Below are 18,815 nucleotides of genomic sequence, written 5' to 3'. Positions count from 1 at the left end.
AGTTCTCTAATAAAATCAGTCAAAAGGCGTCTGCTTGTTCTTATGTGCCATGGCGGCTAGAGTTGCAGGTTGATGCTGAAACCGGTGGTCACACCCGAGGTGTGGAAGCTTTCCGGTTTGTCGATCGGCACACCGGCAAACAGGTCATAGCTGAAACGCTGCCACAGCGTTCCCCGCAGGCCGATAGCGCTGCCCGTTAACTGCTGCCCTGCCAAACCATGCGCCCCTGGGCCAGCCACCCGGCCGTAATCCACGCCCCAATACAGCTCATGGCCACTCGCCAGCACTTTCCACGCCAGTTCGTTACGCCAAATCAGGCCTTTTTCACCGGATAAGTTCTGTTCGCCATCAAACCCGCGTACCGTGTAACGCCCGCCAATCGACAACCGATCCTGCGGGATCAGCGGTTGGTTGCTCCATTGCCCACGCAGGCTGGTGTTGACACGCCAGGATTGCCCCATCCACTCAAAAGGCTGGTTCAGGCTGATATCCCCGGTCATCAGGCTTGGGCGCGATCTGCCGGTGTTAGTTTCTTCTTCCGGTACCGGCAGGGCACCAAAGGCACCGATCCCACGCCGCCAATTGAGGTTGGCATCCAGCGTCGCGTCACCCAGATAGCTGTGCTGGTTCAGCCCCAACTCCCAGCCGGTTGCACGCCGCTTTTGTTGTGTTAACTCAATATCATCAACGGCATTGCTCGAGTAACGGCGGTAGCCGCGCAGATTCAGCGTGGTTTTGTGGATCTGATTGCGGAACAGCAAACGGGACACCGTGAATTGTGCGTTTTCGCTTTTGCCGCTGTAGGTAAGGATCTCGTTGGCATTAGCGATATTCTGGTGATAGTCGTAGTCGTTATAGTTGGCGGAGAAGTTCCAGTACCCCACAGGAATGCTGTAGTTCACCGTATTGGAGCGGCTGTCATAAGGCCCATCGCGGAACAGGCTCCTACCAAGGTTGACATAAAACAGATCGTTCTGAGCAAAAGGGGCATCAATTGACAGGGTGGTTGAGCCCTGGTATTTGCCGGTGCTGTCAGAACCGCTGTCATCCAGCCCCAGACTGAGATGGAACGGGCGGTTCTCTTTCCAGGTAATCAGCAGGTCGCTGGTTGCGTCCTGCGCTCCCGGCACGATCTTGATATCGGCTTCAACATTCGGAACACGCTTAAAGTTCTCCAATGCCTGCTCAATAGCGCGTAGGTTTAGGATATCCCCGGAACGGGCTGGCACCGCATTCCAGGCTCTGGCACGGTAAGAGACCGGCTCGGCAAAACGGATGTTAGCAATACGACCGGGTTGGAGTGTGAGCGTAAAGACGCCTTTGGTGAGATCCTGCTCTTGCGCCATCACGCGCGTGGTGACGTACCCTTGTTCCAGAATGGCATTTTGGACCTTATTGATCACCAGCAAGATCCCTTGTGAACCTAAACAACGGCCTTTCGCGCCACTGGCGGCATCCAGTGCCCACTGAAAACGGCTGGCTTCATCCCCGACCAATTTAAAGGTATTAATCGTAAAGCACGGAGACTCATCGGTGGGGTAATCCGGCAATGCGGTCGTTGGGCGGGTAAGCCGCACATCGGTTTGCGGGGTGTTTTGCTGCTGTAAAACCCGCTCTCTTTCCTGCTGGCGGCTTTGCTCCTGGGCATCAATAGCCGCAGCATTCTGCGGGACGGCAGCTGAGAGCATATTGGCGGAGACCTGTGCCACGGGTTGTATCGCTAAGCAGAAGAGAGTGGTCTTAACGAACCGTTCCAGAGGGTTACCGTAATTGTGATTCATCTTATCCCTTGATAAATTTAACTAAAAACAGCTCACTGTTTTTGTAATAGAGCTCTCCACGGGATCCCAAGCTGCCAACCAACACAAACGCTGGCCAGCAGGTAAACCTCAAAAATGAGGCATATTTATCCCGATGAGATTAATCAATTAATTGATTTGGATGACAGCACTGCCAGAAGCAAGTTGAAGGCTGCTCACAGCGACACCGAAGGGGTAGGCAAAGCACGCTGGTGCATACGCCAGAGGAACAGGATAGGCACAGAAGTATTACTGCGATCCGTCGTTACTGAGTCCATTCAGATAAGTCACTTTAATGATTCGGAGGCATTCTAACCAAATATCTCCACATCAGACAAGCATCCACTTTGGTCCTTTGTAGTAGAGAAAGGCCGTTAAATAAGTTTATTCCCACATAATCAAGCACAAATATCTTCTAAATGACTTAAAGTTTTTATTTAATTTTAACTAAATAATAACGATAGAAAATTATACCAGTCTGAAATTTTTAATTTCGCACAAAAAAGGGGGCTTACGCCCCCATGGATGCAGACAAGACATCCCATCATTTACGTGGCATTACGCCGTGCCGCCAACGGTCAAAGAATCCAGCTTCAGCGTTGGCTGACCAACGCCGACTGGCAGGCTTTGCCCTTCCTTACCGCACACGCCAACGCCTTTATCTAACGCCAGATCGTTACCCACCATGGAGATCTGCTGCATCGCTTCAATACCGGAACCGATCAGCGTTGCGCCTTTCACCGGCTTGGTGATACGGCCATTTTCGATCAGATAGGCTTCGGAAGTGGAGAACACGAACTTGCCGGAGGTGATATCCACCTGGCCGCCGCCAAAATTCGGCGCATACAGACCATATTCCACGCTGGCAATGATGTCCTCCGGCGTAGATTGGCCCGCCAACATATAAGTGTTGGTCATGCGCGGCATCGGCAGATGAGCATAAGACTCACGGCGGCCATTACCGGTAGGTGCAACCCCCATCAGGCGTGCATTGAGTTTATCCTGCATATAGCCTTTCAGAATGCCGTTTTCGATCAACACGTTGTACTGGCCCGGAACGCCTTCATCGTCAATCGCCAGCGAGCCCCGGCGGCCCTGAATGGTGCCATCATCCACCACGGTGCAAAGTTCGGAAGCCACCAATTGGCCCATCTGGCCGCTGAACACGGAGGTACCACGACGGTTGAAGTCGCCTTCCAGCCCGTGGCCGACCGCTTCGTGCAGCAACACCCCTGGCCAGCCAGCACCCAATACCACTGGCATGGTGCCTGCAGGGGCGGCAATGGCGGAGAGATTGATCAGCGCCATGCGCACCGCCTCTTTGGCGAACGCATCGGCACGCACTTCACCATCAACCATTTCCAGAAAGTAGTCATAGCCGAAGCGGCCACCGCCACCGCTGGCACCACGCTCACGCTTGCCGTCTTCCTCCACCAGCACGCTGACGGAAAAACGCACCAGCGGGCGAACGTCCGCCGCCAGCGTACCATCGGTGGCCGCGACCAGTATCTGTTCATACACACCGGTGATGCTGGCCGTCACTTCCTGTACCCGCTTATCTGCGGCGCGCGCCACTTTATCCACCCGGTGCAGCAGAGCGATTTTTTCTTCACGCGGCAAACTTTGCAGTGGATCGAGCAACGGATACAACGCCCGATGGCTGATTTCACCCAAGGTATGAACCTTGCCGTTGCCGGTTTCGCGCACAATGCTGCGCGCCGCGTGGGCACTCTGGTTCAGGGCATTGAGGGTGATCTGATCGGCATAGGCAAAACCGGTTTTTTCACCGCTGACGGCACGCACGCCGACACCTTGATCGATATGGTAAGAACCCTCTTTGATAATACCGTCCTCAATCACCCAGCTCTCATGGTAGCTGGACTGGAAATAGAGATCGGCATAGTCGAGGCGGCGTTCGGCCAGTTGACCTAATACAGAGAACAGGTCTTGGTGACTCAGCTTATTTACAGCGAGTAATTGCTCACTGACAAACGTCAGGCTCATAGTTTTTTCACTCTTGATGTGAGGAGGAGGGTTCAACCGGCGCAATCAGCGACGGTTGGAATCTGTTGTGCTGCATCACCGGCATCTGAGTACGAATGGTTTTCAACGCGCCAATATCCACGCGCACCTTCAATGCAGAGACCCTGTCGGCGTTTTCTGCCAGCACAGTGCCCCAACCGTCAACCGCGATAGAATGGCCCCAGGTGCGGCGAGTGGCTCCATGGCGGCCAACCTGCGCCGGTGCCAGGATCACGCATTGGTTCTCGATCGCCCGCGCACGCAGCAGTATCTCCCAGTGGGCCTCGCCGGTGAGGCGGGTAAATGCCGCTGGCACCGAAATCAGTTCCGCACCTTGCGCACGCAGCGCCTGATATAAACCCGGGAAACGTAAATCGTAGCAGATCGTCATCCCCAACCGGCCAACGGGGGTATCTACCACCGTCAGTTGCTGGCCATGCTGATAGGTATCCGATTCGCGATAATGTGCATGCATATCGTTGATGTCGACATCAAACATATGCATTTTGTCATAACGGGCACGAATTTCACCCTGATCGTCAAAGAGCAAGCTGCTGGTGGTAATGCGCTGCGGGTCTTCGCGGCTGACCAGTGGCATGGAACCAATCAGCAGCCACACGCCGTAGCGACGAGCCATTTCACGCACTGCCTGTTGCAGCGGCCCGTCTCCCTGCTGTTCTGCATGTTCACGATAGACGGCAGAGTTAGCAAACAACAAGGCATTTTCCGGCGTCATGACCAGTTTCACCCCGGTATTGAGCTGCTTGATTTGCTGCTCAATCTGGGCCAGGTTATCTCGCACCTGATCACCACTACACAGTTGTAACAACGCAACGTTAGCATTTTTCATGGCGCCTTCTCCTCTTTTGGCTTACGCAACACCTCATTGATGCTTGGCTGATCCAGGCTACCGCTGATGTCATAGCGAATAAACGAGATCTTGCTCCACAATGGCCCCAGCACTTTGCTGGCGGCAAACACCGCCGCGCCGACAATCGGGTTAATCACAAATGCCGTCGCGACGCCCACCGTGGCCGAAAGCTCAGGCGCAACCACCGCCTGCATATCAATCTGGCGACGCACCAGATCAATCTGGCCCCTCATGGCAATATCGGCCGCCAATCCATCAATGAATAAATTGTCTGTGTGCATTATGCCATCTTTCGACCAGATGGTGCCGCGTATGGAATCAAAGTAGAAACCATTACCAAAAGTATCCCTGAAATCGAACTGCAATTTACGCAGCAGAGCATCAAAACTCACCAGCCGCAACAGTTGGCCGGCTCGGCCACCACCGATGTTGTCAATCTCGCCTTTACCCAGATCAATCTTCATAGTGCCATTCAGCGTATTAATCTGCGGTTTCCACGGCTGACCATGCCAGAACAGATCAAAATCTATCGTATAGGGAGCATCTTTCAGCGGGATAGTGACGCCGAAGAAACTGGCGGTCTGATCGATCTTACTGCCCAACAGCCTGCCCTTCAGCGCGCTGCGCTCTTCAAGGCTATTCTGTTTCCACAGGCCTGTCGCCGTCATACGCCCCAGGCCGGTATCCACCAAACCGTGGGTCAGAACCAGGGAATCACCGTCATTTTTAATATCGGCTTCAACTTTGCCCAAACTCTGCCCCAACAGCCAGCATGACTCACAACGCAACATAACCGAAGGCCAGTCGTGGAACGAAATCTTGTCAGCCGCCAACGGGTTGGCGCTGCCTGGAGTGCTCTTATCATCAGAAAACTGCGGATTGTAATACAGAAAGCTGAGATCCAGCCGCCACGGGCCGTGATCCGGCATTTTCAGGCTGCCATCAATCTCGTTAGCCTTAGCAGTGATACTGCGCGTGCCATCCAATGGTTTCTCCACCGCAAGCTGGAGATTGCTCCACGCCTGCCCTGCCAGCAGAAGCTGCGGTGTCTTGAGTGTCACCTGCGTTGGGAAACTGAAATTACCTGGCTTACCGGCTTCACCGCCCGCTTTAAGCGCCGGTGCCAACAACGCCAACCACTGTTCACCGTCTAACGGTGGCAGGTTCAGCATCAGGGCTTGCTCTTTCGGCAAATTAGGGATAGCACTGCTGCCGGTTTGCCACACAGCGCGTGTCAGCGACACCTGCTGATCGGCCAACAGCCATTCGCTGTTAAAGTGGTTTTGCTTGCCCGCACTGCCGCTGAGAGTGAAGCCGTGCAGGCCACCTTTTGCTTTCACGTTGACAGGTAACGCGGTTCCTACCGGTTTATCCAACGGCGCAGGTAAGTTACTGCTCACTTTTTTCAGATCGGCGTTTACTCCCACTTCATAGCTGGGTTCGCCCTTTTGCGGCAGATGGATGGCGACCTCGCTTTGCCACGCTGCGCTACCCTTGAGGGATTTTGCCACCTCTGGCGGCACGCCTTCGAGTTTACCCGGTTGCCAGTCGCCTTTCAGCGCCACATTGACCTTATAATCCTGCGGCGCTTCCTGCGTGGTGAAGTTAATGACCAGCGGTTGACCAAACCAGTTGGCCGCCAGGGTATCGCTATCCAGATTGCCGTTATTGAAGCGGAATTTACCGGTCACATTCTCCAAGCGGCTGGCCAATGGTTTCACCAGCAAAGAGTTATTGTGCAACGTCACTTCACCTAGGGCCGTGACCAGCTCACCGTTCAGTGGGATATCGAGGTGTAAGCGCCCACTGACGTTCCCCGACACCTGCAGTTCGTCCAATGCCGCACCTACTGAGTGATCCAGCGGCGTCTGATTGAAATACTCATGCACATCCTGCCCGGTACCGGCGATATCGGCGTCAACGAACAGTTTTTCCTTCAGATAATCCGGGATCACGGCAGTGACATTCCTGCCCGTCACATTGCCCAGCCGGGTCTGCGGCGCATTCATCCACAGGCCATCGTTGACGAAATCGAGGTCGATCGCCAAATCCTTCAAGGCCGGCCATTCCGGCTGGAAGGCGAAAGTGGCGTGGCGCAGCGGCACATAAACCTGGAACTGGCCGTCATTTTGCTTGTATGGGAACTGATGCGGGTTACCGGCATAAATCAGTGAAGCATTGTCCACCTGGCCCCCCTGAATGGCACCACTAAGGTAATCCACCAGATGTTTCCCCATCAGCGGTTCTGGGAAATAACGCCAGGCATCGGCAGCGTCATAAAGGCGGATACCGGCAAGAATATCCAACCAGGGCGCCCCATTGGCCGGTTGTTGGTAACGGAAATCGCCGTTCACCCACAAGGATTTGGCTTTCACATCCAAATCTTTACCCGCCAGTTCCCAGCCTTTATCGCTGTTCCGCCAGGTCAATGCCCCCTGCGCACGGCTGATTTCCAAGGGGGCGCGGAACATATCGCCGTAAGGGAGCGTGCTGTCGCGCAGCCCCAGCGTCAGACGACCATGCTGTACACCGCCCGTTAAAGCCCCCGAGAAGTGATTCACGCCCGGCAACAGCTCCCAGTGCTGCCAGCTCAGATCCTGCCAGAGCGCCTGAAAACGGCTTTTCTCCGGTTGTTTCAGCGGTATATCTAGCGCCAGCGCGCGCAGATTGCCCTGTGGCTGCAGGTCTTTCCAACGATCCAACACGTCTGGGCTGAGGAAGGAGAAAGTCGGCAGCAGCGCTCCCAGCCGTTCAAGCTGCAGGCCTGTCGCCCGAATCCGCAGTTCTTCATTCTGATCTGGCCCAATAAACTGGTTATTTTCCGGCAGCCACAGCGCTGCCAGGCTACCCGGCGGCCAGGCCTGACCATCCGTTTTCAGATTCAACTGCGGCACGTTAACCTGCCAGCCACTGCCTTGGCGCTTTAACGCCAGCGCCAGGTTGTCCACATCCAGCCGATGCGACACATTGCTTGCCGACCACAGGGCAACCCCCTGTTTAAGCAAGGCGTTACCGCCATAGATTTCCCCGTTTTTAATCTGCAGCCAGGCGGCAAGGCTAAAATCAGCACTTTCCAGCCCGGTATTGGTCTTCAACCAGCGGCTGAACCACGGCCTCATGTCGATATCATCGGCCTGCATGTAGACCGTGCCGGTATTCAGCAACCCCTGTTCATCGCGCAGATCCAAGCGCAACTGCACCTCACCATGCTGCCCATTCAGGGTCGACAGGCTGATCTGCCCCTCAGCACGGTGACGATTATGGCTGTTCAGCCAGGTAAGATGTGGAATATGAAATTCGGCACGCGGCCCGGAAGGCGTGAGGAAAGAGATACGGCTATTGCGCAGATCGAAATGATCCAACTGATAAAGGAACAGATCGCTGATCAGGCCAGGAGGAAGAGTATTACCATCACTGCCATCGCCGCCAAGCGTGGTGTTAAGATCGAGCTGCAGCTGATAAAAGGTCAGATCGCGGAATTGCCAACGCCAATGCAACAGCGATTGCCAAACATCCAGCGCCAGGCTGACCCGCTCAATCTGCATATGGCTTTTCGGCATGGCGAGGCGGATATTGCGAATTTCCAGCGTTGGCCCAAAGGTTTCCCAACGCCCCTGAACAAAATCGGCCTCAACGGGAACCCCGGAGATCGCCTGCGCTTTCTCCAACAATTGAGGGCGATAGTTGTTCAGTTCAGGCAGGATCAGACGCAACCCGCTGATCAGCAACGCCACAACAACAATCAAAATGGCGCCTGTTGCTAACAGGATCCCGGGCAGTCGCCTCACGCATTTCTCCTTGCATCCGCTGCCAGGCAACGGGTTCTACTATTTTACATCATCACGACGTCAAACTGTTCCTGACTGTACAAGGGTTCAATCTGCACTTTGACTTGCTTGCCGACGAAGATCTCCACTTCAGCCAGCGCATGCGACTCTTCGCCTTTCAATGCTTCCCCCACCGCCGCTGAGGCATAAACCAGGAAACGATCGGAGTCGTAAGCATGATGTACACGCACAATTTCACGCATGATCTCATAACAGACGGTTTCCACCGTCTTCACCGTTCCGCGGCCATTACAGGTAGGACAGTCGTTACACAGCACATGTTCAATACTTTCACGCGTGCGTTTACGCGTCATTTCAACTAATCCTAGCTGAGAAAAGCCGTTGATCGTGGTTTTTACACGATCTTTGCTCAGCGCCTGTTCCAGCGAATGCAATACCCGGCGGCGGTGATCTTCATTATTCATATCAATGAAATCAATAATGATGATACCGCCCAGATTGCGCAGCCGCAGTTGGCGGGCAATGGCCTGCGTTGCCTCAATATTGGTGTTAAAGATGGTTTCATCGAGATTGCGGTGGCCAACAAAAGCGCCGGTGTTAATGTCGACTGTGGTCATGGCCTCGGTTTGATCGATAATCAGGTAGCCACCGGATTTCAGTTCAACCTTGCGCTCCAGCGCGCGCTGGATCTCGTTTTCTACATCGTAGAGATCGAAAATTGGCTGGCTGCCCGTGTACAACTCCAGCTTGTTGGTAATATCGGGAATATATTCGCTGGTGAATTCCACCAGCTGGTCATGCGTCAGGCGGGAATCAACCCGGATACGATCCAGCGCAGCACCGGCGAAATCGCGCAGAATGCGATGTGCCAGTGCCAGCTCGCCATACAGCTTGTATTTGGTCTGGTTGCGTTTTTTACGCTCCATCACCTTGGTCCACAAGCGTTTGAGGAAAGCGGCATCCTGTGCCAGTTCTTCTTCACCAATCCCTTCTGCCGCGGTGCGAATGATAAAACCACCCAGATCGTCGCAATAACCCACCACTGCGCGTTTCAGACGCTCGCGTTCGGCTTCACTTTCAATACGTTGGGAAACGCCCACGTGTGCAGCACCTGGCATAAAGACCAGATAGCGCGACGGCAGGGTGATATCGGTGGTAAGACGCGCGCCTTTGGTGCCCAGCGGATCTTTCACTACTTGGACCATCAGATCCTGCCCCTGACGCACCAGTTCGGCAATGTCACGCACGTGGAAGTTTTTCTGCTCATCACCCGCCACGCATTCGGTGTGCGGCATGATATCAGAAGCGTGCAAGAAGGCCGCTTTATCTAGGCCGATGTCAACAAAAGCGGCCTGCATACCCGGTAACACCCGGCTGACGCGCCCTTTATAGATATTGCCAACGATGCCGCGCTTGGCTTCGCGCTCAATGTGGATCTCTTGCAGAATACCACCGTCGATATAAGCAACTCGCGTTTCGGACGGTGTGATATTAACCAGTAGCTCAGCTGTCATGTTCTCTCCTCAGATCCGGTCGATAATGCCTGCCGCTGCCGATTGCAAGCAAATCTATTGGCCGGTTCTTACATCTCGTAATGCGACAAAATGACTGAGCAGCTCATGTGTTTCGACCAGCGGCAATCCCATCACCGCGTGATAACTCCCGGTTATGGTTCTGACGAAACAACCACCCTTTCCTTGAATGCCATAGGCACCCGCTTTATCCATCGGTTCGCCTGTTGCAATATAGTCGTGAATATCCTGTGGCGACAAGTTGCGGAACATGACGTCAGTCACTACCAACTGGCGCAAGACATCGTGGCGATCGGCGATCGCCACGGCGGTCATCACCTGATGCCGCTTACCGGATAAAGCCGCCAGCATCTGTGCAGCATCTGCTTTATCGCACGGCTTTTCCAAAACCTGACCATTCAACACCACAATGGTATCAGCCCCCAGAACCGGCCTGTCCTGCGGTGCCAACGCGACGCCTGCCATGGCTTTTTCCTGCGCCAAACGGCAGACATAGTTTTCCGCCCCTTCACCGTCCCGACGCTGCTCTTCGGTATGCGTCAGAAGAATGTCAAACGGAACGCCTAACAGGGTCAGCAATTCATGTCGCCGTGGGGAACCAGATGCAAGATAAAGTGAAATCATTGATATATCTCTCATCTTTCAAGCTGCGGCTTGAAATTCATTGGGTATATCCTTGTTATTGTACGGCAAACTGGCGGCGGATTTTGCGCATCAACAGGAATAACCATGGCCAGAGCACACCGTTTACCACACTACTCCAGAATACCTCAGGGCGAAAAGAGACATTAATCACTAAAAACTCAGCCCAGAAAACCACCACATCCATCGCCAGAGACAGCAAGACCACGATCAGCGCCTGTTGCCACAGTGCCATATTGCGGAACAGTTGGAATTTAAACGCCACCAGATAGGCAATGAGCCCCATGGCTAACGCACGCACACCCAGGGTGGAGCCCAGGATCAGATCCATAATCAGCCCCAGCACAAAACCGGTACCGACGTTAACACGATGCGGTAGCGCCATCACCCAGTAGGTTAGGATCAACAGCAGCCAGGATGGCCGGAACATGTAGATCTGTTCCGGCCATGGCATGATTTGCAGCACCAGCGCCACAAGAAATGACAGCCAGATTATCCAGCGCCCGTTGCTGCGATATCGGTTCATCTGGTTGCTCCAGAGCCCACAGTCGCCCCCGAGGGGGCCGGTGGCACGCTATTACCGGTAGCCGGAGCCGGCAATGGAGCTGGCGGGCCCATGGCATCAGCCGGTGGCAGAACCTGCGGCATCATCTGCATCAGGCGTTCGTTAGCAACGCGGTGAACCTCGTCTGGCGGCAGCGGCATGGTGCCGTTACGATCGGCCCCCCACAGCAGCAGCAAATAACGCAAGCGTTGCAGGCCAGCAGTGGGGCGTGCCTGAATCACCGTATAAGCCCGTTGGTTATCCACTTTCACCGAGGAAACCACTGCAACCGGATAGCCCTCCGGGAAGCGGCCCCCCAGGCCCGACGTCACCAGCACGTCGCCAACGCGAATATCGGTATTGCCCGGCAGGTGCTCCAGTTGCAGATCGTCGGTGCAACCGCTGCCTGCGGCAATCACGCGGATGTCATTTCGCAACACCTGGATCGGCAACGCATGTGAGGCATCACAAATCAACAACACGCGGCTGGTCATTTTAGCCACGGCGACCACTTGCCCCACCACGCCTTTATCACTGATTACCGGTTGGCCTTCATATACGCCGTTATCCGACCCCTTGTCGATCACCACCTGATCGCTGTAAGGATCGGAACCGGTCGACATCACCTGCGTGACCATTTTGTGTTCGTCCTGGCGCAGCGGCGAACCTAACAGTTCCCGCAAACGGGCATTTTCCTGCTTGAATTGGCCAAGAAGAAGAATATCGCTGTTTTTCAGCAGCAGTTCCTGCCGCAGAGCACGGTTTTCTAGCTCAAGCTGTTGGCGGGTAGCCAGCGTTTCCGAAACGCTGTCTAAAACTTTACGCGGCCCATTGGCCAAAAAATAAAAAGGGCTGACGGCGGTATCCATGTAGTTTCGTATTTTAACGAACGTACCGAGCCGGCTGTCGGCAACGATCAGGACAATGGCCGCGATCACCGCCAAAAAAAGTCGTAGTTGCAGGGAAGGCCCCCTGCTAAAAATCGGCTTCATAAATTATGCGAGTTCCTCGACAACAGAAAGGGGGATCGCACCTGATGCCATGCGACTACCGTCATCCGATGCAATCCCACCGATCTGGGGCTGACTATTCTTCGCTGAACAAATCGCCGCCATGCATGTCGATCATTTCCAACGCCTTGCCACCACCGCGAGCTACGCAGGTCAGCGGATCTTCTGCCACCACCACCGGAATACCGGTTTCTTCCATCAGCAGGCGATCCAGGTTGCGCAACAGCGCACCACCACCGGTCAGCACCATCCCACGCTCAGAGATGTCGGAAGCCAGTTCTGGCGGGCACTGTTCCAGCGCCACCATGACCGCACTGACGATACCGGTCAACGGCTCCTGCAAGGCTTCAAGGATTTCATTGGAGTTCATGGTGAAGCCACGCGGCACACCTTCGGCCAGGTTACGACCGCGCACTTCAATTTCGCGCACTTCGTCATCCGGGTAGGCCGAACCGATACCGTGTTTGATACGTTCTGCTGTCGCTTCACCGATCAGTGAACCGTAGTTACGGCGCACATAATTAATGATGGCTTCATCAAAGCGATCGCCGCCAATACGCACAGAAGAGGAATACACCACGCCGTTCAGCGAGATCACTGCCACTTCGGTAGTACCACCACCGATATCAACCACCATCGAACCGGTCGCTTCCGAGACTGGCAAGCCCGCACCGATAGCCGCAGCCATCGGTTCTTCGATCAGGAACACTTCGCGTGCACCTGCGCCCTGAGCGGACTCACGGATCGCACGGCGTTCAACCTGAGTAGCACCAACGGGAACACAAACCAGCACACGCGGGCTCGGCCGCATAAAGCTGTTGCTGTGAACCTGCTTGATGAAATGCTGCAACATTTTCTCAGTCACAAAGAAGTCAGCAATTACGCCGTCTTTCATCGGACGAATCGCTGCGATATTGCCAGGCGTACGCCCCAGCATCTGTTTGGCGTCATGACCCACGGCCGCAACGCTCTTGGGTGAACCGGCACGATCCTGGCGAATGGCAACCACCGACGGTTCATTCAGTACAATGCCTTGTCCTTTAACATAAATCAGGGTATTGGCGGTACCCAAGTCGATGGACAAGTCATTGGAAAACATGCCACGAAATTTCTTAAACATAACGAAAGGATAATCCTGCAAGCTGGGGGCGGAAAATAAAATCCGCCTACTTTACCAACCACACGAAGCAGCGACAAGGCGCAAAAATGTTCTGCTTCGGTGAAAAATAGTCTGCGTTATTACCGTTCGAACGTGCGGAAAACGAATAGAGCCTGAAATCCCTCAACAAAGGCTCAGTTCTCCACCAAATCAACGCACTCAACAACGTAACGCAGCTCATAAAATTTAACATTTTTCCTGGTTATCATCGGTGGTAAGCACCTACTGACGCCCACAGGAAAAGACGGGCCATTCTACGTCAATTTTTGCCCGGTCATCAGGTTAAACACGATAACGACGCGAATATTTTTTACGACTGACGTCGATCGGCTCTGGCGACGCAAAAAAATCGCCCTGTCCACCAAGAATTCCGCGTTCTTTCAGCGTCTGCCACTCATTGCGCGTGCGCACCCCCACGGCAAAGACCTGCGTATGGGTCCCCTCACACGCACCGGCCAGGCTCTGAACAAACAGCTGGTTCTCATCACGCCGATCGATACTCCTCACCAACCCCGGGTGAAGCTTGACGATCTCCACCGGCAATGACTTGATATAAGAAGTACTCACTACGGTTAACCCGGCCTGAGAAACCACCAGACGGCAGCCCAAGCCGGAGAATAATCGTAACACCGGACGCAGCCGATCGATATGTTGACACACTTCGGCCTCCGCAAGTTCAATCAGAATTCGCCTGCGGCAACTTTTTTCACACTGTAGCAGCATATCACGCGCCCAACGCTGGAAACTGCGTTGTAATAATGAATCCACACACAGTGGAAACGCCAGCGTCTCTTCAGGCCAAAGCGTTAATAACGGAATTATCCGACTCATATGCTGGCGATCATAGCTTTCTGCTAGCCCGAACTGCTTGATCAAGGGGAGATATTCTGCAGGCAACAGCTCCTGTGTCCCGTCGTGGATCCGGCTCATCACCTTACGGTGATGCACTTCGCCATCCACCGTGACCACCGGCTGCAGGTAAAGACGTGGCCCACCGCGTGCCAATACCTGTTCAAGCAAAGTGCGCCATTTAACATTGCCACGCCCTTTCTCCGGCACATCGCTGTCATAGACATACCAGCCATTTTCCCCCTGCAGCGTGGCATTACGGGTGGCCTGCTCGGCGTTATCAATAATCTGTTCGGTGTTCTGCCCACTACGATAGGCAACGATACCAATATGCAGGAATGCCTCGCGATCGATAAGCGTCGTTGAAGGTAAGGCATCAATGGCGTTAACCAGTTGCGCAGCAATACCGTCAGCCTCTTTGAGGGTGCGGTGCGGCAGCAAGACGGTAAAATCGCTGTGAAAATAACGGGCCAGCAACGCGGCTGGGTAGCGCATAACAAAAGTAGAGAGCAGGTTCACCAGCGAATACATCAGTTCCTCTACCGCTGCATTACCGTGAATTTCACGCAGCGTGTCGAAATCAGGCAGGCGCACCATCATGACAATGCCGTGTGATCCCCCTTCTTCCAACTGCGTCGTCAGTTGGTTATCAAAAAACAACCGGTTATTGAGGCCCGTTTTTGCATCTTGGGCAGCAAAAGCGCGGATCAGGGTATCGACACGGTTACGCTCTTCACGCGCCTCGGCCAGATCCGCCAGCAGACGATCGATCGCGCCGCTGACGCTGGCAGGAGACTCACGCACATCACCTTTAAGTACTTCTTCACGTTCGCCATTGAGGATCCGCCGGGCACGCCGATCGAGACGATCTTCACCATCAGCCTGCTCACGTAGCCAACGCAAACTAAACAACAGGATCACCACCATGGTAATGATGGACAGGGTTACCGCCGCCGTTGACTGCAACGTTCGCACATCGCTGGCGAAAGGATCGAGATAGGTGATATTCAGCACGGTTCCGGGATGATGCATCAACACCTGCGAAGTATGCCGATAACCATTGAGTGACTCCCATGGCAATTTTACCGCCGGCAAGCGGTAGGAAAACTGGGTACTTTTCTCGGTATCCACGCTGATGGCAACAATGCCAAGTGGCCGCATCACCAGCGGTAACCAGTGATCCAGCGCTTGAGGAGCCTCAAGCAACATCGCCTGATCGAGAGAGGTTGCCAACGCCTCGAAGCGGTTCTCTAACCGTTCCTGGGTGACATAAAAAAAGCTGTACGAGCACCCCATCAGCATCAAGAACATTGCCAGCGCAACGAGCAAGGTGATTAGTGCAGAGAGTTTCGTGGTAAATCTCATTCCCGTGCCTTGTCCGCAATGGTTAAATGAAAGATCACCTTTTGATATATAAAGGCCCCGTTCCTGCTCAAATAAGTACAACACCGTACCCTGATTTCAAAAAAAATTAAGAAAGTGTTTTTTTCCTTACTCAGCATCAGGTTATCGCTACCAACCTATCAAGCATAGACAACGAAGAAAACTATTAAGCGCTATTTTTTTGTCATTTATCAGAACACGCATTTCTATTATGCATAATAGTCAAAGCAAACCGATTCAAACATTCATATCCAATATGAAATCAAGGGGAAGAGTGACATGCGAGCACTGTTATTGGAACAGCAAGACGATCAAATCCTGGCGCAGGTCAAAGATATCGGCAGCGGTCGGCTGCCAGACGGCGATGTGACGGTCGATGTCAACTGGTCCAGCCTTAACTATAAGGATGCGCTGGCGATCACCGGCAAAGGAAAGATTATTCGCAGCTTCCCTATGATACCCGGAATCGACTTTGCGGGCCGCGTCTACAGCAGCCGAGACCCGCGTTTTAAAGCGGGCCAGAGCGTGGTGCTCACCGGCTGGGGCGTCGGGGAAAACCATTGGGGTGGCTTAGCCGAACAGGCCCGTGTCTCCGGCGACTGGCTGATTCCTCTGCCGACTAAGCTGGATGAGCGAAAAGCGATGATCCTCGGTACCGCAGGCTTTACCGCCATGCTATGCGTGATGGCGCTGGAAGAAGGTGGGGTCAAACCGGCTGATGGCGACATTCTGGTCACCGGTGCCAGCGGCGGCGTGGGCAGTACGGCGATCGCCCTGCTCGCCACACTGGGCTACAGCGTGACGGCGATCAGCGGCCGCGATAACAATACCGGTTATCTGAAATCGCTCGGGGCTAAAGAGGTGCTGCCACGCAGCGACTATGTCGAAACCCCGCGCCCGTTGGAAAAACAGCTTTGGGCTGGGGCGATCGATACCGTGGGTGACAAATTGCTGGCCCGCATTCTGGCCCAGATGAATTACAACGGTACCGTTGCCGCCTGCGGCCTGGCGGGTGGCTATCAACTTCCCACCACGGTAATGCCTTTTATTCTGCGCAACGTGCGCCTGCAAGGGATCGATTCAGTACATACCCCCTTCCCACGCCGCCAAGCCGTCTGGGAGCGCCTGGCCAGCATCCTGCCAGAAAGTTTCTATCAGCAAGCAACGCAGGAGATCCTGCTCGAAGAGGTGCCTGCCGCTGCCGCCGCGCTGATGAACAACCAGATCACCGGCCGTACGCTGGTGAAAATACGCTGAAAATAGCGGGAAAATGCCCTCTCCGCCTGGAGAAGGGCAATCTCCCCGCGCCACTTGCCATTGTTTTTTACCCTCTATCTCTCGCATTACGTTCACTTTCACGCCATGCTTAGGCCGTCACCTGCGGAGAACAAATAATGGACAAGCTACGAAAACTCACCGAAGCCGATGTCACGCCGGAGAGCGTGTTCTATCAGCGGCGCAAAGTGCTCCAAGCATTAGGGATCACCGCCGCCTCCCTGGCTTTACCCCCCCCTGCGCAAGCCGATTTACTGTCCTGGTTCAAAGGCAACGATCGGCCCAAGGCCCCAGCGGGCAAAGCGCTGGAGTTCAGCAAACCGGAGATCTGGCAGGCCAACCTGGCGTTGACGCCGGAGGAGAAAGTCTCTGGCTACAATAACTTCTATGAATTTGGCCTGGATAAAGCCGATCCTGCCGCTAACGCCGGCGATCTGAAAACCGCAGACTGGAAGGTGCAGATCGACGGTGAGGTCGGCAAGCCGATGACGCTGGATATCGACGATCTGATCAAGCGTTTCCCACTCGAAGAGCGTATTTATCGCATGCGCTGCGTGGAGGCCTGGTCGATGGTGGTGCCCTGGATCGGTTTTGAACTGGGCAAACTGCTGAAACTGGTGGAACCCACCAGCAGCGCACGCTATGTGGCATTCCAAACCCTGTATGACCCTGAGCAGATGCCCGGCCAAAAAGACCGCTTTATCGGTGGCGGGCTGAAATACCCTTATGTGGAAGGATTGCGGCTCGATGAAGCCATGCATCCGTTGGCCCTGCTCACCGTCGGCGTGTATGGCAAAGCATTACCACCGCAAAACGGCGCCCCTCTGCGGCTAATCGCTCCTTGGAAATACGGTTTCAAAGGCATCAAATCGATCGTGAAAATCAGCCTGACCCGTGAACAGCCGCCGACCACCTGGAATCTTTCCGCCCCCAATGAATACGGCTTTTACGCCAATGTGAACCCGCATGTCGATCATCCGCGCTGGTCACAGTCCACCGAACGTTTCATCGGTTCTGGCGGCATTTTGGACGTTCAGCGCCAGCCGACGCTGCTGTTCAATGGCTATGCCGATCAGGTGGCCTCGCTGTACCGCGGCCTGGATTTACGGGAGAACTTCTGAGTGCGGCTCACCCCAACGCATGTCCGCTGGCTGAAGGTGGTTATCACTTTAGCGGCGTTTCTACCGTTCCTGTGGCTGATTCTGGCGGTCGATCAAGGCTGGTTCAGCGCCGATCCGGCCAAAGATATCCAGCATTTTACCGGCAGAATGGCGCTGAAATTGCTGCTGGCCACCCTGTGCGTCACGCCTCTCGCCCATTATGCACGCCAACCCATGCTGATCCGCTGCCGCCGTATGCTGGGCTTGTGGTGTTTTGCCTGGGCCACGCTACATCTGATCAGCTATTCGACGCTTGAACTGGGGCTCAGCAATATCAACCTGTTGGGACGTGAGCTGATCACCCGTCCATACCTGACACTCGGTATCGTCAGTTGGCTGTTGCTGTTAGCGTTGGCCGCCACCTCAACGCTTTGGGCACAGCGCAAGTTGGGTTCAAAATGGCAAAAGTTGCATAACTTCGTCTATCTGGTCGCTATTGTAGCGCCCATTCACTATCTGTGGTCAGTAAAAACCTTTTCACCGCAGCCCTTTATTTATGCCGCGCTGGCACTGTTGTTACTGGTCCTGCGTTACAGGAAATTCCGCCGTTGGTGGCGCTAAACCCGCCTGCAACGGGTTCAACTTGCAGCGAAAATCACCGTTTGCAGTACGGAACTTTTCTGTGTTCTATCCCTCATAATCCGATAATGGGGTTATCTGTTTGTCAATTCAGGGTTGAATATCTTCGCTGATAAGACCAGTATTTAGCTGCGAATTGCTACGATATCGTTATAATGCCCGCCCTTGCACCTGCTGACGGCATGAAATCATCACCTAGCAG

General features: G+C 54.3%; 13 protein-coding genes. 3 read left to right on the top strand and 10 right to left on the bottom strand.

Annotated features, from left to right (window positions below; genetic code table 11):
* Nucleotides 1–56: 56 nt before the first annotated feature.
* The 10 genes from BMI79_RS08810 to csrD form a co-directional block, all read right to left on the bottom strand.
* On the bottom strand, nucleotides 57–1,688 hold the full coding sequence (locus BMI79_RS08810; RefSeq protein ID WP_244157327.1) for a ShlB/FhaC/HecB family hemolysin secretion/activation protein: 1,632 nt from the start codon (nucleotides 1,686–1,688) through the stop codon (nucleotides 57–59).
* A 669-nt stretch (nucleotides 1,689–2,357) separates the two neighbouring features.
* Nucleotides 2,358–3,803, bottom strand: a complete 1,446-nt coding sequence (gene tldD, locus BMI79_RS08800; RefSeq protein WP_076941773.1) for a metalloprotease TldD — start codon at nucleotides 3,801–3,803, stop codon at nucleotides 2,358–2,360.
* A gap of 7 nt (nucleotides 3,804–3,810) precedes the next feature.
* The gene (gene nit1 / locus BMI79_RS08795) at nucleotides 3,811–4,671 is read right to left on the bottom strand and encodes a deaminated glutathione amidase (RefSeq protein ID WP_076941772.1); all 861 of its coding nucleotides are present in this window, start codon (nucleotides 4,669–4,671) and stop codon (nucleotides 3,811–3,813) included.
* Complete coding sequence (yhdP, locus tag BMI79_RS08790; RefSeq protein ID WP_076941771.1) at nucleotides 4,668–8,480, bottom strand: AsmA2 domain-containing protein YhdP; 3,813 nt, start codon at nucleotides 8,478–8,480, stop codon at nucleotides 4,668–4,670. The genes nit1 and yhdP overlap by 4 nt, the downstream gene beginning before the upstream one ends.
* Nucleotides 8,481–8,524: 44 nt before the next feature.
* Complete coding sequence (gene rng, locus BMI79_RS08785; RefSeq protein WP_076941770.1) at nucleotides 8,525–9,994, bottom strand: ribonuclease G; 1,470 nt, start codon at nucleotides 9,992–9,994, stop codon at nucleotides 8,525–8,527.
* 54 nt (nucleotides 9,995–10,048) lie between these two features.
* Complete coding sequence (locus BMI79_RS08780) at nucleotides 10,049–10,636, bottom strand: Maf family protein (protein WP_076941769.1); 588 nt, start codon at nucleotides 10,634–10,636, stop codon at nucleotides 10,049–10,051.
* Nucleotides 10,637–10,691: 55 nt separating this feature from the next.
* A complete protein-coding gene (gene mreD, locus BMI79_RS08775; protein WP_076941768.1) occupies nucleotides 10,692–11,180 on the bottom strand; it encodes a rod shape-determining protein MreD in 489 nt (162 codons plus the stop codon).
* Nucleotides 11,177–12,190, bottom strand: coding sequence for a rod shape-determining protein MreC (gene mreC, locus BMI79_RS08770; RefSeq protein ID WP_076941767.1), 1,014 nt, complete (start codon nucleotides 12,188–12,190; stop codon nucleotides 11,177–11,179). The genes mreD and mreC overlap by 4 nt, the downstream gene beginning before the upstream one ends.
* A 94-nt stretch (nucleotides 12,191–12,284) precedes the next feature.
* On the bottom strand, nucleotides 12,285–13,328 hold the full coding sequence (mreB, locus tag BMI79_RS08765; protein ID WP_021180765.1) for a rod shape-determining protein MreB: 1,044 nt from the start codon (nucleotides 13,326–13,328) through the stop codon (nucleotides 12,285–12,287).
* A 321-nt stretch (nucleotides 13,329–13,649) separates the two neighbouring features.
* Nucleotides 13,650–15,581, bottom strand: a complete 1,932-nt coding sequence (gene csrD, locus BMI79_RS08760) for an RNase E specificity factor CsrD (protein ID WP_076941766.1) — start codon at nucleotides 15,579–15,581, stop codon at nucleotides 13,650–13,652.
* Nucleotides 15,582–15,878: 297 nt separating this feature from the next.
* Between csrD and acuI the strand changes: the two genes are divergently transcribed.
* The 3 genes from acuI (at nucleotide 15,879) to msrQ (ending at nucleotide 18,595) form a co-directional block, all read left to right on the top strand.
* Nucleotides 15,879–16,856: an acrylyl-CoA reductase (NADPH) gene (gene acuI / locus BMI79_RS08755; RefSeq protein ID WP_076941765.1), complete on the top strand. Its 978-nt coding sequence runs from the start codon at nucleotides 15,879–15,881 to the stop codon at nucleotides 16,854–16,856.
* Between the two features lie 137 nt (nucleotides 16,857–16,993).
* Nucleotides 16,994–17,995, top strand: coding sequence for a protein-methionine-sulfoxide reductase catalytic subunit MsrP (gene msrP, locus BMI79_RS08750; protein ID WP_076941764.1), 1,002 nt, complete (start codon nucleotides 16,994–16,996; stop codon nucleotides 17,993–17,995).
* Nucleotides 17,996–18,595: a protein-methionine-sulfoxide reductase heme-binding subunit MsrQ gene (msrQ, locus tag BMI79_RS08745; RefSeq protein WP_076941763.1), complete on the top strand. Its 600-nt coding sequence runs from the start codon at nucleotides 17,996–17,998 to the stop codon at nucleotides 18,593–18,595.
* The last annotated feature ends 220 nt before the right edge of the window (nucleotides 18,596–18,815 follow it).

The sequence above is a fragment of the Serratia oryzae genome, assembly GCF_001976145.1.
Classification (GTDB): domain Bacteria; phylum Pseudomonadota; class Gammaproteobacteria; order Enterobacterales; family Enterobacteriaceae; genus Chania; species Chania oryzae.
The sequence above is the reverse complement of the archived record's forward strand: the minus strand, read 5'-3'. Positions and strand labels throughout refer to the sequence as shown.

Bases quoted from the DNA above. Each gene is read 5' to 3' on its own strand.
- BMI79_RS08810 (WP_244157327.1), bottom strand. From the start codon at position 1,688: ATGCTCTCAGCTGCCGTCCCGCAGAATGCTGCGGCTATTGATGCCCAG.
- tldD (WP_076941773.1), bottom strand. From the start codon at position 3,803: ATGAGCCTGACGTTTGTCAGTGAGCAATTACTCGCTGTAAATAAGCTG.
- nit1 (WP_076941772.1), bottom strand. From the start codon at position 4,671: ATGAAAAATGCTAACGTTGCGTTGTTACAACTGTGTAGTGGTGATCAG.
- rng (WP_076941770.1), bottom strand. From the start codon at position 9,994: ATGACAGCTGAGCTACTGGTTAATATCACACCGTCCGAAACGCGAGTT.
- BMI79_RS08780 (WP_076941769.1), bottom strand. From the start codon at position 10,636: ATGATTTCACTTTATCTTGCATCTGGTTCCCCACGGCGACATGAATTG.
- mreD (WP_076941768.1), bottom strand. From the start codon at position 11,180: ATGAACCGATATCGCAGCAACGGGCGCTGGATAATCTGGCTGTCATTT.
- mreC (WP_076941767.1), bottom strand. From the start codon at position 12,190: ATGAAGCCGATTTTTAGCAGGGGGCCTTCCCTGCAACTACGACTTTTT.
- mreB (WP_021180765.1), bottom strand. From the start codon at position 13,328: ATGTTTAAGAAATTTCGTGGCATGTTTTCCAATGACTTGTCCATCGAC.
- csrD (WP_076941766.1), bottom strand. From the start codon at position 15,581: ATGAGATTTACCACGAAACTCTCTGCACTAATCACCTTGCTCGTTGCG.
- acuI (WP_076941765.1), top strand. From the start codon at position 15,879: ATGCGAGCACTGTTATTGGAACAGCAAGACGATCAAATCCTGGCGCAG.
- msrP (WP_076941764.1), top strand. From the start codon at position 16,994: ATGGACAAGCTACGAAAACTCACCGAAGCCGATGTCACGCCGGAGAGC.